A 13,663-nucleotide genomic window follows, 5' to 3' on the forward strand; every position below is an offset into this window, starting at 1 on the left:
AGCTGGCGTCATGTGACGGCGCCTGAAGCACGGGGAAATCATGGACCGACTAAAAGACAAAGTTGCAATCGTATTCGGCGCGGGGCCGAATATCGGCGGAACCATCGCACACTTCCTGGCCCGGGAAGGCGCCAGGGTTTGCGTCACGGACGTCAAGGAAGAAGCGGCGCGCGAGGCAGCCGATTTCATTACCGCCCGCGGCGGCCAGGCGTTCGGGATGGTGGGCGACGCGCGCAACAACGAGGACGTCGAGCGCATTGTCGCGCAAACGGTCGAACGGTACGGCCGCCTGGATATCGCCGTGAACATGGCGGGGCGCGTGCACTGGAGCGACGTGCTGAGCATGAAGCTGGACGACTGGCACGATGCGGTCGGCAGCTTTGCCACTGCAGGATTGCTGACCACCCAGCACAGCGCCAAAGCCATGCTTGCCTGTGGCGCCAGCGGCAGCATCATTCATCTGCTGTCCACCGCCGCACACTTCGGCGAGGCCGACGGCGCCGCCTACTGCGCCGCCAAGGCCGCCCTGCTGAACTTTGCCCGCTCTGCGGCAATGGACCTGGCGCACCGCGGCATCCGCGTGAATACGGTCACGCCTTGCTCAATGGAGCATCAACTCTGGACCACCATGCGCGACGAGATGTTCGACCGCGACTGGAAGCAGCCCGAGCGGCACGGGTTTTATTCACGCCAGGAATATCTGGACCAGCTCCCGCTGCGCCGTTTCCCGCGCGCGTCCGACCTGGCCTGGGCCACGGTTTTCCTGGCGTCGGACGAGTCGGCCTGCATGACGGGCGTGGACATCCCCGTGGACGCCGGGCTGCGGTTCAAGTACCCAACGTGGACGCCTGGCAAGCACGCGCCGGTGGACATCCGCGAGTACGCGCGCAACACGAAGGTGACGCGCTACGGTGAAGCGCAGGAAAACCTCACCGATCTGCTTGGCGATCCCAATTGACCGCAACCCTGACCAAACGGAGTCGACTATGAGCACTACCCTGGACCAGCGCCGCGAAGAGCGCGCGCGACAGTTTCGCCAGCTGACCGAATGCGGCAAGAATACGGGCATGGGCCGCTTGCTGCGCAAGTTCTGGCAGCCGATTGCCCTTGCCGAGAGTGTGGCGGTCAACGCGGCCATCCCTTTGCTGATCATGGGTGAAGAGCTGACCTTGTACCGGGGTGAAAGTGGTGCGCTGCACCTCGTGGGCGGCCGCTGTGCGCACCGGCGTACCCTGTTGCACACCGGCTGGGTGATGGGCGAAGAGATCCGCTGCATTTACCATGGATGGCAATACAACGCCATGGGCGAGTGCGTGAGCCGCCCGGCGGAAGAAAACACCGGCATGCCGCGCACCAAAATCCCCGGTTATCCGGTGAAGGAGTACATGGGGCTGGTCTTTGCCTATCTTGGGGAAGGGCAGCCGCCCGAGTTCGACCTGCCCCGCAAGCCGGTGCTCGAGCGCGAGGGAACCCTGATCGCCAATGGCCGCGAGCGCTGGGACAACAACTGGTTCCAGCAGGTGGAGAATTCCATGGACGCCGTACACGTCAGCTTCGTGCACCAGGCGCTGACGGTGGGGCCTTTCGGCCAGGCGGTCACCGGCGCCGTGCCGGAGTTGTCATACCAGGAAACCTCGGCGGGGATTCGCCAGACCGCCCGTCGCTCTTCCGGCAACGTGCGCGTAAGCGACTGGACTTATCCCAACAACAATCACATCACTGTCCCCGGCCTGACGCCGGAAGATCCGTGGATCGACGTATTCGTCTGGATGGTGCCAAACGATGACTTGAACACCACGCGGTTCATGATTTATGGCCAGCCCCCCGGCGCCAGCGAAGCGTCGAAAATGCGCTTCAAGCAGTACTTTGCGAAGTACGGCAAGTACGACCCGGCCGAGCACCATGACGAATTGTTCAGCTCTCGGGTGTGGCACAACGCCGAGGATATCTTCGTCGGTCTGACGGCCGCCCAGGACTACCTGTCAATTCGCGGCCAGGATCGCATCACGGCGCGCGAGGATGAATTTCTCGGCCGCTCCGATCTCGGCATCGTCACCCTGCGCAAGCTGTTCTGGCGCGAACTGGGCTTGCAGGAAAAGGGCGAACCCACCAAGGAGTGGCGCTCGCTTGACGAGATCGTGCATCTGCCCACCCAGCCGGGGCAAACGGCCGCGGCGTAGGCGCCAGGGCCGGGGACGGCACTGCCATCCCCGGCCCATATACTTCATGTACCCATATTTCGCATGCTCGACCTGATACCGTACCAGTCGCTTTCCGAAGAGTTGCTGCAGTTTCGCGACTCGATCCGCCGCTTCGTCGAACGCGAACTGATCCCGCACGAGTCCGCGCTCGGACCCAACGGCCTGCTGCCCCCCGAGCAGGCTGCAGCCCTGCGTGAGCGCGCGCGCAACGCCGGCTTCTGGCTGCTTGACGTCCCGGAGGAGTTCGGCGGACAAGGCCTGCCGCTTCTTGCCCTGGCCGTGTTCTGGGAGGAGGTGGGGCGCAGCACGGTCGGATCGTGGGTGCGCGACCACGGGTTGTTCGGCCCGATGGTCGGCCCCATTCTGCTTGGCTTGAACGAGCGCCAGCGCGACGACTACCTATACCCGGTCATCGAGGGACGCAAGCGGTTCTGTTTCGCGCAGACCGAGCCGGACGCAGGATCCGACCCCTCGGCCATGCGCACCAGGGCCGTGCGCACTGCCACCGGCTACCGCATCAACGGCGTCAAGCGCTTCATCACCCGGGCGGCGGCGGCCGATTTCGCTCTGGTGATGGCGGTGACCGACCCGGAGAAAGGTGTGCGCGGCGGCGTGTCGTGTTTCGTCGTGGACATGAACGCGCCCGGGGTCACCCTGGCGACCTCCGAGAGAACCCTGATGGGGGATTCGCCGTGTGAAATGACCTTCGAGGACGTCGAGGTCACCCATGAGAACCTGGTGGGCGAAGAGGGTGGGGGCTTTTCACTGGCCCAGGGCTATATCAATCACGGCCGCGTGCGGCAGGGCGCGCATGTTTGCGGGGCGGCCGAGCGCTGCCTCGGGCTGACGGCGTCCTATGTCAGCCAGCGCAAGACCTTTGGCGAGCCTATCGCCAGTCGCCAGGGTGTCCAGTGGATGATTGCCGACGCCTTCACCGACATTTACGCAACCCGGCTGCTGGTGTATGACGCCGCAGGGAAGACTGACGACGGCCGCGAGGCCCGGATGGAAACCTTCATGATCAAGACATTCGGCGTCGAGGCTGGGTTCCGGGTGGTCGATACCTGCATGCAGCTGCACGGCGGCACGGGACTGACCGAAGACACACCGATCGAGCGCTTCTGGCGCGACCTGCGCAGCTACCGCATCACGGAAGGCCCGACGGAGGTATTGCGCACCACCCTGGCGCGACAGATTCTGAAGCACTACACCTGACCAGGACGCTGAACCATGAAGGACGCTTTGGATGGAATCCTGGTCATTGAACTGGGCACGGTGCTGACTGCGCCGCTGGCGGGGATGATGCTTGCGGACCTGGGCGCGCGCGTGATCAAGGTAGAGCATCCGGATGGCGGAGACCCCTTCCGCGGCCGCTCGGCCCAGCCGTACAGCCCGCATTTTGCCGCCTACAATCGCAACAAGGAAAGCATTCAGCTGGACTTGCGCAGCGAAGCCGACATGGCCGTCCTGCAGCAACTGTTGCGGCGCGCCGATGTCCTGCTCGACAACTATCGTCCCGGCGTGCTGGACCGCCTGGGTTTGCATCAGGAGGCGCTGAAGTCCCTGAACCGCCGGCTGGTGCACTGTTCGATCACGGGCTTCGGCGCAACCGGCCCGTACCGCGATCATCCCTGCTACGACGCCGTGGCGTTGGGCTTCAGCGGGCTGGCCAGCCAGATGCTGGACGCGGACGAGCCGGCGATGTCCGGCCCTTCGACTTCCGACAATATCACCGGCATGTATGCGTGCTACGGCGTGCTCGGCGCACTGATGAAGCGCGTACGAAGCGGAGAGGGCGCACGTGTCGAAGTCAACATGCTGGAAGCCTCGATCGCTTTCTCGCCCGAGGGTTTCGAGCAGTTCAACCGTCTGGGCGCCACGCCTCGGCCTGACACGCGCGTCGCCGTTTCGCAGTCCTTCGCCTTCCTGTGCGGCGATCAGAGGCAGGTGACGGTGCACCTTTCGTCAGTCGAAAAGCTATGGCTGGCCTTCGTGCACGTGCTGGAAAGAACCGATCTTCTGGCCGATGAACGGTTTACGTCGGCGTCCCTGCGCACTGCCAACTATGCCGAATTGAAGGCGGAAGTGGCGCCGACCTTCAAGACTCGGAGCCGCGACGAATGGTGGGCCAGGCTTGCCCAGGCCGGTGTGCCTGTCGCCCCGGTGTACGCGGTTCCCGAGGTGATGCACGACCTTCAGGTGCGCCACCTGCAAAGCTTTTACCAGCTCGCCCATCCCGTGCATGGCAGCGTGACGGGCGTGCACCGTCCGGTTCTGATCGACGGCCAGCGCGGCCCCATCCATCGGCCGGCGCCCGTTCTGGGCGAAGACGGAGACGCCATCCGCGGCGAGCTCGGCCAGGCAGAGTAGGTCAGCCGGCCTTCTCGCGCGTCAACGTTGCGGGCGCGTGGAAACCGCTTCGTGCACTGCCTCGGCCACGATCTCGGGCAGCAGGGGCGCCAGCTTGTCCATCACTCGTAACGAGATGTCGTTGATCAATTCTGCGTCGAAGCCGGGCTCTGGGGCCTGGGGAGCAGTCGACTTTTCTTCAAGGGACGCAACCGCTTCCCCCAGCGCGGGCGTGGCGACGATTTGCGTGAGAACGGGTACGGCGTCGTCGATGACATGGACGGCCGGTTCGCGCGCGATGGTCGGTTCCGGCCGCGTGGGCGCCGCCTGCCCCGGCGGCGAGGATAGCGGCCGCGGTGGCAATACGGGGGGCGCAACCGCGGGGTCGGGGGCAGAAGGCGTGATGGGCGATGGGCGCAACACCGGTTCTGTACGCGGTGCGTTCAGGACCGGTTCCGTGCGGCGTTTGCGAAATGGCGGAAGATTGGACATTGGGCTTCAGGGTAGCTGGTTCTGGGCAAGGTCGTGCTGCACGATGCTGTGGCCGGCCCGCTGGTATTCGCGCCAGCGCGCGCGGCCCCGCTGACGCTCGTCGTCGGCACGCGAGACCACTTCGACGATATTCGCAAACCGATCAGGGCCGGGCACGCAGCCATCGTCCAGATTCAGTATCCACGCCGAGCCATTGGCTGGGGGCTTCCGGTGCAACACGATGGGCGTGGCATGGGCTAGGGCGTCGTCTGCAAAGACATGGGGAACGAAAGCAGCGGGTTCGTACTCCCATAGCAGCACGTCGAATGCCTCGAGGCGCTGGACGTCGCTGCAGTACACCAGCAATGGGTCGCCGGCGCGGTAACGCCGCTCGGCGATCAGGCAGGCTGCGCGTAGCCTGTCGGCTGCGTTGAACGAGAAATGAATGGCGGCCATGGCGTGAGGAAGGTGGCATCGTGGGGCGTGCGGCCGATTTTCCGGTTACACCTGCCTGCGGCCCACCGACTACAATAGCCGGTTGGCCATATTTACGGCAAAGTGATGATCTACCCCGAACTTTTCAAATCGATGGAAGCGGTGCGCTGGAACATGGGCACCGACATTCCGTGGGACGAATTCGACGGCAGCAAGCTGTCGGACGAGCAGGCCAATACTATCAAGATGAACGCTATCACGGAATGGGCGGCTTTGCCGGCCACCGAGATGTTCTTGCGTGACAACCGGCACGACAGCGACTTCAGTGCGTTCATGTCGGTATGGTTCTTCGAAGAACAAAAGCATTCGCTGGTGTTGATGGAGTACCTGCGGCGTTTTCGCCCGGAACTCGTGCCGACCGGGGAGTATCCGTATTTTTGTGGGCAAGGCGGTTGAGCAATCCTTACCCCCTGGCCTGCGTGAATCGATCGCCGAACATGATGGCGAACTGGTTCATGGCGGATTTCCAATCGAAGGCGGCGCGCACTGACTTGGCCAGCACATTGCGTAGCGCCAGCCAGAGCAGCTTGATGGCGGCCTCATCATTGGGGAAATGGCCTCGGGTCTTGATGATTTTACGTAATTGCATGTTCAGGCTCTCGATGGCATTGGTGGTGTAGATCACGCGTCGAATCTCGGGCGCGAACACGAAGAACGGAATCACGTACTCCCAGGCGCGTTGCCAGGCCTGTACGATCGTCGGGTACTTCGCGCCCCAGGGGCCATCGGCGAAGTCCTGCAGGGCCTGCTGCGCGGCCTGCTCGTTGGCCGCGGCATAGATCGGGCGCAGCGCGGCGGCAACCGCCTTGCGATCCTTCCAGCCGGCGTAGTCCAGGCTGTTGCGGATCAGATGCACGATGCAGGTCTGCACCGTTGTTTTGGGATACGCCGTGTTGATGGCCTCGGCCAGGCCTTTCAAGCCATCGACGACCGCGATCAGAATGTCCTGGCAGCCGCGCGACTTCAGTTCATTGAACACCTTGAGCCAGAACTTGGCGCCCTCGGTCTGCTCGATCCACAGGCCCAGCACGTCGCGCTGGCCGTCGGCCTGGATGCCCAGCGCAAGATACACCGCCTTGTTGCTGACCACGCCGTCGCTGCGGATCTTGACGCGCAAGGCATCGAAGAACACCACCGGGTACATTGCCTCGAGCGGGCGGCTCTGCCAGGCGATGGTCTCGGCCATCACCTCGTCAGTGACGGAACTGATGAAGTCGGGCGAGACCTCGGTGCCGTAGCTCTCGGCCAGAAAGGCCTGGATCTCGCGCACGCTCATGCCGCGCGCGTACATCGCGATGATGCGCTCGTCGAACCCGGTGAAGCGCCGCTCGTGCTTCGGGATCAGGATCGGCTCGAAGCTGCCTTCGCGATCGCGTGGCAGATCCACGCGCACGGGGCCGCGATCGGTAAGGAGGGTCTTGCCGCTTGCTCCATTGCGTTCGTTGGCCTGCTCGGGCGGCTTGGCCTCGCCGGGCCGGTAGCCCAGGTGCAGGTTCATCTCGGCGCCCATGGCCCGCTCGATGATGGCCTTGTTGAAGGCCAGCATCAGGTCCTGGACTTCGCTGGGGGTCATCGGCCCCTTGACCAGCTCGTCGAGCAGTTCCTTGGGAAGCTCAGGCAGTGGCCCTCGAGCGGCCGCCTGCGCGGCAACGGTACGCTTCTTCTTCATCGGCATATCCATGGTCTTTAATCCTCATGATATGCCTCGCCCACAAAATTCCGGATAGGCTCCGAATACTACGCCCGTCTGCGAGCTGGTCATGCATGAAGTCCATCGACCACACCTCATTGCTGGCGGCAGGAACGGTGAGTGGCTCAGGCGCCTGCCGAACCAGCCGTCTGCGCGGCTTGATTCGCAGGTTCAGCTCGAGTTCGCGGTAGATCCGATAAACCCGCTTGTGGTTCCAGGCGAAGCCTCTGACGTTGCGCAGGTACAGGAAGCACAGCCCGAAACCCCAGTTGCGATGGTTGTCCGTCAGCCGCAGCAGCCAGTCGGCTATCTGCTCATTCTCGGCATCGGCCTTCGCAACGTAGCGATAGCAGGTCTGGCTCACGCTGAACGCCTCGCAGGCCAGTCGAATCGATACACCGCGCGTCTGCACGGCATGTTGGGCCATCTCGCGCCGGCGAGATGGCCTCACCACTTTTTTTCGAGCGCCTCCGTCACGATCTCGGCCTTGAGCTTCTCTTCGACATACATCTTGCGCAGCCGCGCGTTCTCGGCCTCCAGCTCCTTCATACGGGCCATCATCGAGACGTCCATGCCGCCGTACTTCGCACGCCACTTGTAGAACGTCGCCGAGCTGATGCCCAGCTCGCGGCACAAATCCGGCACCGCCAGCCCGGCCTCGGCCCGCTTGAGCGCGTCCATGATCTGGCTGTCCGTGAATCTCGACCTCTTCATGCTGTAGAACTCCTCAATGAGAAAATTCTACTTCTGACCGCGCCGGTTTTGTGGGGGGATTACCAGACGACAAACCTTCGCCTTGCCAACGGCCCAGCAACGTCTGGACGTGCTTGCCCTTGAGCGACGAAGCCTTCATCTGCCGGAAACCGGCCTCGCGCAGTTGCCGCGCAGCCAGCGCTAGAGAACGCATCCGGTCAGCCTGTGTGTTGTGGCTGCCGTCACGGTTGCGCTGGCAAAGCTGCCGCAGGGTGTAGGTCAAGTCGTCCATCTTCTGGCCTCCAAGCAAAGCGCCGTACTACGTTGTCCTGAAATTCAGTGGTTAGTGTTGGTGCCAACTCGCCAAGGCGAGATCCCGTGAGGGCAAGGGCATGGTGTTCAGGAGACACCGGAGCCTCGAATGAGGCGTCCGTCTTGATCCCTGCTGGGAGCCCGGACGGAGGTACTACAAGACGAAAGTGATGCGAACGTGGACGAGTCCTCCTATGAAGTGAGTGGATGAGAAATGCAGCGGGAGCCCTGTGCGTCGCGCACAGGCAACTGCTGCAAAGGACAGTGCGCCAGGCGGCGCGATGGGAATGAGTTCAAACAGACGAAGAAGGCTCCGCCCTGGGTAGGGCCGGTATGCGGTCGGAGCCTGGGCATACCTGGGGTGGCTCCACCCTGTCGGGCCAGCGCTTGCAGGAACCTGCGCTGATGGGGGGGCCGATGTACGAAGCCCATCGGTCTTGGCAACTGCCCGATCAATGTAGGGCGGCCATCATCATGTAGGCCGCACGCAATAGGAACTGGCTTTTGCCCGCATTGTTGGTGGTGTGGCGCGGGTCGTCACTGCGGAGTGCAGTGACGACCCGTTTCGCGTCAGCATTTGCTACGCAGGATGGGGCTGCCATCCCCTGACCTGCATTACCTGTGCTGCGATGTCCCCAGCGTTCGTCGGGACGTTCAGCATCTTGCGGATGTTGGCGATGTGCGCCAGGGCGGTTTCACGCGATGCCGGTGGCACAGTCGGTTCCGGGCGGGCTTCGATGCGCGGCGGAGTTGTAGGCCGGTTCGCGGCAGACGCCTCCTTGCGTCCTGCCCACAGACGGAACTCGCCCGCAAAAACGCGCTTCACCAAGGCGAAGAAGTAGGCCACGACATTGCGCACGGTGCCGCTCTGGCTGCGTGCCTGCAACTCGTCGAGTACTTCTTGGCGATGCTGCGGCGGCAGCCGCCGCAAGGCGGCCTGCACGTCTTTTTGCTGATCTGCCTGGGCATTACTCAGGCAAGGCGGCAAGCTCACCGATTGCGATGCCGAATCGCCGTCGCTTTCGCGCGCGCGGTACGTACGTTCTTTTTTATACATATACGTCTTATACGTACCACCCTGCTTAGCCGTCATGTGGCGAGCGTGTCCAGTCTGTTGCGGAACAAGCGTGCTGCCAGCGGAATCGCCAGACAATGGCAGTGGGTCGGCTGCCTCGCTCGCCTGCGACGGCGGCGTAGGGGGCAAATCATCGTCATCGTGGTGCTGATCGTGGGTCGCAATGGAAGCGGCTTCAGGTGCCTGTGCCAGCGTTGTCTGAATGTGGACGGCCACCCGATCCACCTGGTTGTTTTCGTGGCCGATGGAGGCTTGTAGAAGCGCGGGCAGACTGGCATCGAGCGTGCAGGCCTGCTGGAAGTGCAGGGCGCTTTCTTGAACCTGATACAACTCGCTGAGCACATGGCCGGTCAGAGGATCGCGGTGCTGGCCCACCAGGCTGATCCATCCCGTCAGCCGAAGCACAACGAGAACGCGCCGGGCCGTCTCGTATCCGGCCCGCTGCCCCAGCGGTGTAGAGGTGAGATAGCGGCGCAACTGCCCCAGGTTCGCCAGCGGGCTGACGCCTTCCGCAGAGCGCAGCATGCGCAGAACCTGCCAACCATTGCGCTCCAGCGGCGTGAGGCGGGCATCGAGCATGAGCGAGGCCGGCGTAGTGAACAGGGCATCTTGCCCCAGCGGATTGTGGCTGGTGTGATGGTTTGCCATGAGAGCTCTCCGAGGTATGGGCCACAGCGGCCCGTTCCCCTGCATCTCATCGCGTACCGTTCCAGGCGTCAGCCAACAATGCGGTCTGCGCCATAACCGTTTTATCCGGCAGGCACAGCGCTGGCACCGGCATCCAGACTGATCTATCATCCCGATACCCCCTTGGGGGTACAACTGGGGGTACTTCCAGCAATTCCCGCAAAGGCCGTGGCCCGGTTTCCCCGTGAAACCTAGCATTCACGGCCCTTTGCCGACCGATCAACGTTTGAACGTGTGATCAACGTCTGAGCGTACGGCAGGATCCCGGCACGGTCATCCGCAGCTACGACCGCCAGAATTTCCAGGCCGGCGAGGCCGTGGGCGGTTGACCGGCTTGCTCGGCGTCTTCCTCGACCGCTTCGGTGGGCGTTTCTTGCGAGGCCGGTTAGAGAGCGGTCTTGAAGCGCGAGAAGAACTCGTCGGCCAGTTTCCTGGCCACGCCGTCGATCAGGCGAGCGCCCACCTGGGCGATTTTTCCGCCGACCTGCGCCTGTGCGGTATAGCTGAGTTGCGTCGCGCCCTCGGGCGGCCCGGAAAGGACTACCGAGGCCTGTCCCTTGCCGAAGCCCGCAACGCCGCCGGAGCCGTCGAAGGTAAGGGTGTAGGACGTCAGCGGGACGACGTCCGACAGCGGTTTCAACAGCAAGGTGTACGCGGTCGGCATTCTTCACCGCTTCTGAGGCAGGGGCGCGGGATGGAGCCGGGGCTGGGCAGCAGCCGGTTCCCTCTCCCGCCGCGCCCGGATTCACGCGCCGTGGGTGGTGCACGCATCGGCTCGGACCCCTTTGCCTGCCGTGGCGGGCCTGAGCAGCAGCCAGGCAGCCAGCGCCGCGGCTACGGTAAGCGCCGCCAGCGCCAGCAGCAAGGCACGGAAGGCATCGGCATACACCGCCACCAGCATCGCCTTCCCTCCGTCGCCCAGGTGGGTGGCGGCCTGCCCCAATGCGCCGGCCGCCATGTCGTTGGCGATGGCGGGAATGTCCGCCATGGCGCGAGCATCGGGTAGCGCCTGCGCGAGGCCCGACTGCATCAGCGCCAGCAGCAACGCCGCCGCTGCCGCCAGCGCCACCGCTTCGCCGGCCAGCCGCATGGTCGAGAAGATGCCGGTCGCCATGCCGGCGCGTTCCTTGGGCACGACGCTGACCGAGAGGTCATCCATCAAGCCCATGGCAAGCCCGTGCCGATACCTATCAGCAGCATCGGCCAGATGATGGCCATCGATTGCTGTCCCACCGGCATCGTGGCCAGCCAGGCCAGGCCCGCCGCGGCTATCACCAGGCCTCCGGCCGAGAGGGCGCCGGCGGGATACCTGCGCGCCAGCAGCCCGACCAGATGGGGCCGAAGGCCAGGCCGACGCCGAACGTGGTGCCGAGCAGGCTGAAGGCCCGCGTGCGGGCGGGGCCCTCGAACTCTTGCGCCAGCGAGGCGGCGCCGCCGGCCATCACCATGGCGGCCGCGATGCCCTGGGCGCCGCGCAGCAGGTCCAGCGCGACCAGGCCGGGCGCGAAGGTGGAGATGGCCGACAGGATGGTAAAGCCCAGCACGCCAAGGCGGAAGATGCGCTTGCGTCCGTACTGGTCGGCCAGCGTGCCGGCCGCCAGCACGAAGCTGCCGAACGCGAGCACGAAGGCGTTCACCACCCACGCCAGCGCGACCGGGCTGCCGCCCAGGTCGCGCGCGATGGCGGGCGTCGCCACCGCGGGGCCCGTGAAGCTCAGGGGCATCATGAGTCCGGCCAGGCACACCGCGGCCAGCACGATGGTCTTGCCGGTATGCGCGGCCTTCATGTTCGCGTCCATGCCCTTGCCTCAGATGTTGTAGCCGCCGTCGATCGTGAGCGCGGTGCCGGTGACGAATCGGCTTTCCGCGCTCGCCAGGTAGGCCACCAGTCTGGCCACGTCCTCGCCCTCGCCGTAGTGCCCCAGCGCCATCAGCGCGCGCAGGCTGTCCGCGCGTTCGCCGTCGGCCGGATTCATGTCGGTGTCGATCGGGCCGGGCTGTACCAGGTTCACCGTGATGCCGCGCGGACCCAGGTCGCGCGCCATGCCCTTGGTCAGGCCGATCAGCGCGGACTTGCTCATGGCGTAAAGCGTCGAGCCCGGGGCCGGCACGCGATCGGCATTGCAACTGCCGATCGTGATGATGCGGCCGCCTTGCCCCATGCGCGCCGCCGCGGCCTGGGCGCCCGTGAAGGCCGCGCGCACGTTCACCGCCATCACGCGGTCGAATTCCTCGATGGTGAAATCCTCCAGCGCCTTCCAGTAGCCGATGCCGGCGTTGCTGACCAGGATGTCGAGCCGGCCGAATTCCTCCACCACGCGCGCCACCGCCTGCGCGGGGGCATGGGGTTCGGCGCTGTCGGCACGCAGGGCCACGGCGCGGCGGCCGGTCTCGCGCAGCGCGCCGGCCACCGTCTCGGCCTTGTCCGGCGAACTGGCGTAGGTGATCGCCACGTCCGCGCCCTCGCGCGCCAGGCGCAGCGCGATGGCCGCGCCTATGCCACGGCTCGCGCCGGTTACCAGGGCCACTTTTCCTGTCAATCGGGACATGCTGTGCTCCATTTCCGTAATGATCGTTATAAAATAATCCACGACCTCTTCGCGGAGCGTCAAGAATTTTTATATCGATCGTTACAAAAAAGGTGAGATATGGCTGAACGGGGACGCCCGCGCGGCTTCGACCGCGACGCGGCCTTGCAGCGGGCCATGGAGGTTTTTTGGGAGCGTGGCTATGAGGGCACGTCGCTGTCGGACCTGACGACGGCGATGGGCATCAACGCGCCCAGCCTGTACGGGGCCTTCGGCGGCAAGGAAGCGCTGTTCCGCGAGGCCGTGGAACGCTACCGCCACACCGACGGCGGGATGACCGACGTGGCGCTGCGCGAGGGCAGGACCGCGCGCGAGGCGGTCGAAGGCATGTTGATGGCCGCGGCGAAGGCGTTGACGCTGCCGGGCAGGCCCAAGGGGTGTTTCGTGGTGCTGGGGGCGACCAATTGCACGCCCGCCAACCAAGGCATGGCGGCCTTCCTGCGAACCCACCGGCTGGCCTCGATCCAGCGTGTGCGCGAGCGCCTGGAGCAGGGGGTGGCCGACGGGGAACTGTCGCCGGCGGCCGACCTGGATACCCTTGCCCGGTATTTCACGACGGTCGTGCAGGGGATGTCGCTGCAGGCCAGGGACGGCGCCAAGCGTGCGGAACTGGAGCGGGTGGCCAGCGCGGCGATGGCGATCTGGCCCAGCTAGGAGGTGGGCTTCCCCGGAAAGGGAAGCCTGGTCCCCTACGCCAGCTCGTACCCGTGCCGCGACAGCGGCAACGAGCGGAGGCGTTCCCCCGTCGCGGCGAACAGCGCGTTGGCCAGCGCCGGCGCCAGGCGCTCGGCGATCTCGCCGCAGACCTGGGTGAGGCCCCAGAGCTCGGCCTTGCCGCCGCGCACGTCGGCCGTGGCATTCATGGGCTCCATCGTGGCGTGCGCCAGGCCTGCATCAGCGTGTCGCCGTCGGGCGGCGGGACGGCTGGTGCGTCCGCTGGCTGCGTGTTTTCCGGCCAGCGTCAATTGCTACATCGTCTGGCGCGGGGACAATCCCAAGCAGGAACTGATACGCCGCTTCGCCCGGTGGCTGCGCAACGCGGCGCTTCCTCCCGGCGCGCCGCTCCCGTCCGATCGCGGCGTGTTCCCGGACCAGGCCTGAC

The 13,663-nt window shown here is 64.9% G+C and carries 12 protein-coding genes and 5 pseudogenes; 7 read left to right on the plus strand and 10 right to left on the minus strand.

Annotated features, from left to right (window positions below):
* The first annotated feature begins 40 nt into the window (after positions 1-40).
* The 4 genes from R4823_RS01615 (at position 41) to R4823_RS01630 (ending at position 4,571) form a co-directional block, all read left to right on the plus strand.
* Positions 41-958, plus strand: coding sequence for an SDR family oxidoreductase (locus R4823_RS01615; protein WP_338617128.1), 918 nt, complete (start codon positions 41-43; stop codon positions 956-958).
* Between the two features lie 28 nt (positions 959-986).
* Positions 987-2,180 (plus strand): Rieske 2Fe-2S domain-containing protein, encoded by a 1,194-nt coding sequence (locus R4823_RS01620; protein ID WP_338617129.1) that lies wholly within the window; start codon positions 987-989, stop codon positions 2,178-2,180.
* Positions 2,181-2,243: 63 nt separating this feature from the next.
* Positions 2,244-3,416 (plus strand): acyl-CoA dehydrogenase family protein, encoded by a 1,173-nt coding sequence (locus R4823_RS01625; RefSeq protein WP_338617131.1) that lies wholly within the window; start codon positions 2,244-2,246, stop codon positions 3,414-3,416.
* 15 nt (positions 3,417-3,431) lie between these two features.
* Complete coding sequence (locus R4823_RS01630) at positions 3,432-4,571, plus strand: CoA transferase (protein WP_338617133.1); 1,140 nt, start codon at positions 3,432-3,434, stop codon at positions 4,569-4,571.
* A 21-nt stretch (positions 4,572-4,592) separates the two neighbouring features.
* On the opposite strand, the gene R4823_RS01635 is transcribed toward R4823_RS01630, so the two are convergent.
* Both R4823_RS01635 and R4823_RS01640 read right to left on the minus strand, forming a co-directional pair.
* Entirely contained in the window at positions 4,593-5,042 is a 450-nt protein-coding gene (locus tag R4823_RS01635) for a hypothetical protein (RefSeq protein WP_338617134.1), read from the minus strand.
* Between the two features lie 6 nt (positions 5,043-5,048).
* Entirely contained in the window at positions 5,049-5,477 is a 429-nt protein-coding gene (locus tag R4823_RS01640) for a DNA polymerase III subunit chi (protein ID WP_338617135.1), read from the minus strand.
* 105 nt (positions 5,478-5,582) lie between these two features.
* Here R4823_RS01640 and R4823_RS01645 point away from each other — a divergent pair.
* Positions 5,583-5,876: pseudogene (locus R4823_RS01645) on the plus strand (ferritin-like domain-containing protein); the annotation flags it as partial.
* Between the two features lie 43 nt (positions 5,877-5,919).
* Here the strand turns inward: R4823_RS01645 and R4823_RS01650 are convergent.
* The 7 genes and pseudogenes from R4823_RS01650 to R4823_RS01680 all read right to left on the minus strand — a co-directional run bounded on the left by R4823_RS01650 (position 5,920) and on the right by R4823_RS01680 (position 12,522).
* Entirely contained in the window at positions 5,920-7,191 is a 1,272-nt protein-coding gene (locus R4823_RS01650) for an IS256 family transposase (RefSeq protein WP_338619245.1), read from the minus strand.
* A gap of 55 nt (positions 7,192-7,246) precedes the next feature.
* Positions 7,247-7,920 (minus strand): annotated as a pseudogene (locus R4823_RS01655) (transposase); the annotation flags it as partial.
* Positions 7,921-7,981: 61 nt separating this feature from the next.
* Positions 7,982-8,191, minus strand: a pseudogene (locus R4823_RS01660) (phage integrase N-terminal domain-containing protein); the annotation flags it as partial.
* Between the two features lie 600 nt (positions 8,192-8,791).
* Complete coding sequence (locus R4823_RS01665) at positions 8,792-9,934, minus strand: STY4528 family pathogenicity island replication protein (RefSeq protein WP_338617136.1); 1,143 nt, start codon at positions 9,932-9,934, stop codon at positions 8,792-8,794.
* A gap of 436 nt (positions 9,935-10,370) precedes the next feature.
* Positions 10,371-10,604: pseudogene (locus R4823_RS01670) on the minus strand (SRPBCC domain-containing protein); the annotation flags it as partial.
* A 5-nt stretch (positions 10,605-10,609) separates the two neighbouring features.
* Positions 10,610-11,772: pseudogene (locus R4823_RS01675) on the minus strand (MFS transporter).
* 9 nt (positions 11,773-11,781) lie between these two features.
* Positions 11,782-12,522, minus strand: a complete 741-nt coding sequence (locus tag R4823_RS01680) for a 3-oxoacyl-ACP reductase family protein (RefSeq protein ID WP_338617137.1) — start codon at positions 12,520-12,522, stop codon at positions 11,782-11,784.
* Positions 12,523-12,621: 99 nt separating this feature from the next.
* Between R4823_RS01680 and R4823_RS01685 the strand changes: the two genes are divergently transcribed.
* The gene (locus R4823_RS01685; RefSeq protein WP_087838473.1) at positions 12,622-13,215 is read left to right on the plus strand and encodes a TetR/AcrR family transcriptional regulator; all 594 of its coding nucleotides are present in this window, start codon (positions 12,622-12,624) and stop codon (positions 13,213-13,215) included.
* Between the two features lie 35 nt (positions 13,216-13,250).
* Here R4823_RS01685 and R4823_RS01690 read toward each other — a convergent pair whose 3' ends face one another.
* Positions 13,251-13,433: a hypothetical protein gene (locus R4823_RS01690; protein WP_165963131.1), complete on the minus strand. Its 183-nt coding sequence runs from the start codon at positions 13,431-13,433 to the stop codon at positions 13,251-13,253.
* 55 nt (positions 13,434-13,488) lie between these two features.
* Here R4823_RS01690 and R4823_RS01695 point away from each other — a divergent pair, with 55 nt between their 5' ends.
* Positions 13,489-13,662 (plus strand): hypothetical protein, encoded by a 174-nt coding sequence (locus R4823_RS01695; protein ID WP_243724512.1) that lies wholly within the window; start codon positions 13,489-13,491, stop codon positions 13,660-13,662.
* Position 13,663: the final 1 nt, after the last annotated feature.

Source organism: Pigmentiphaga sp. CHJ604, from assembly GCF_036972535.1.
GTDB lineage: Bacteria > Pseudomonadota > Gammaproteobacteria > Burkholderiales > Burkholderiaceae_B > Pigmentiphaga > Pigmentiphaga daeguensis.

What these genes read in the sequence shown, in the direction of transcription:
- R4823_RS01620 (WP_338617129.1), top strand. Translation starts at nt 987, where the DNA reads ATGAGCACTACCCTGGACCAGCGCCGCGAAGAGCGCGCGCGACAGTTT.
- R4823_RS01615 (WP_338617128.1), top strand. Translation starts at nt 41, where the DNA reads ATGGACCGACTAAAAGACAAAGTTGCAATCGTATTCGGCGCGGGGCCG.
- R4823_RS01635 (WP_338617134.1), bottom strand. Translation starts at nt 5,042, where the DNA reads ATGTCCAATCTTCCGCCATTTCGCAAACGCCGCACGGAACCGGTCCTG.
- R4823_RS01685 (WP_087838473.1), top strand. Translation starts at nt 12,622, where the DNA reads ATGGCTGAACGGGGACGCCCGCGCGGCTTCGACCGCGACGCGGCCTTG.
- R4823_RS01625 (WP_338617131.1), top strand. Translation starts at nt 2,244, where the DNA reads ATGCTCGACCTGATACCGTACCAGTCGCTTTCCGAAGAGTTGCTGCAG.
- R4823_RS01680 (WP_338617137.1), bottom strand. Translation starts at nt 12,522, where the DNA reads ATGTCCCGATTGACAGGAAAAGTGGCCCTGGTAACCGGCGCGAGCCGT.
- R4823_RS01665 (WP_338617136.1), bottom strand. Translation starts at nt 9,934, where the DNA reads ATGGCAAACCATCACACCAGCCACAATCCGCTGGGGCAAGATGCCCTG.
- R4823_RS01650 (WP_338619245.1), bottom strand. Translation starts at nt 7,191, where the DNA reads ATGCCGATGAAGAAGAAGCGTACCGTTGCCGCGCAGGCGGCCGCTCGA.
- R4823_RS01640 (WP_338617135.1), bottom strand. Translation starts at nt 5,477, where the DNA reads ATGGCCGCCATTCATTTCTCGTTCAACGCAGCCGACAGGCTACGCGCA.
- R4823_RS01690 (WP_165963131.1), bottom strand. Translation starts at nt 13,433, where the DNA reads ATGGAGCCCATGAATGCCACGGCCGACGTGCGCGGCGGCAAGGCCGAG.
- R4823_RS01630 (WP_338617133.1), top strand. Translation starts at nt 3,432, where the DNA reads ATGAAGGACGCTTTGGATGGAATCCTGGTCATTGAACTGGGCACGGTG.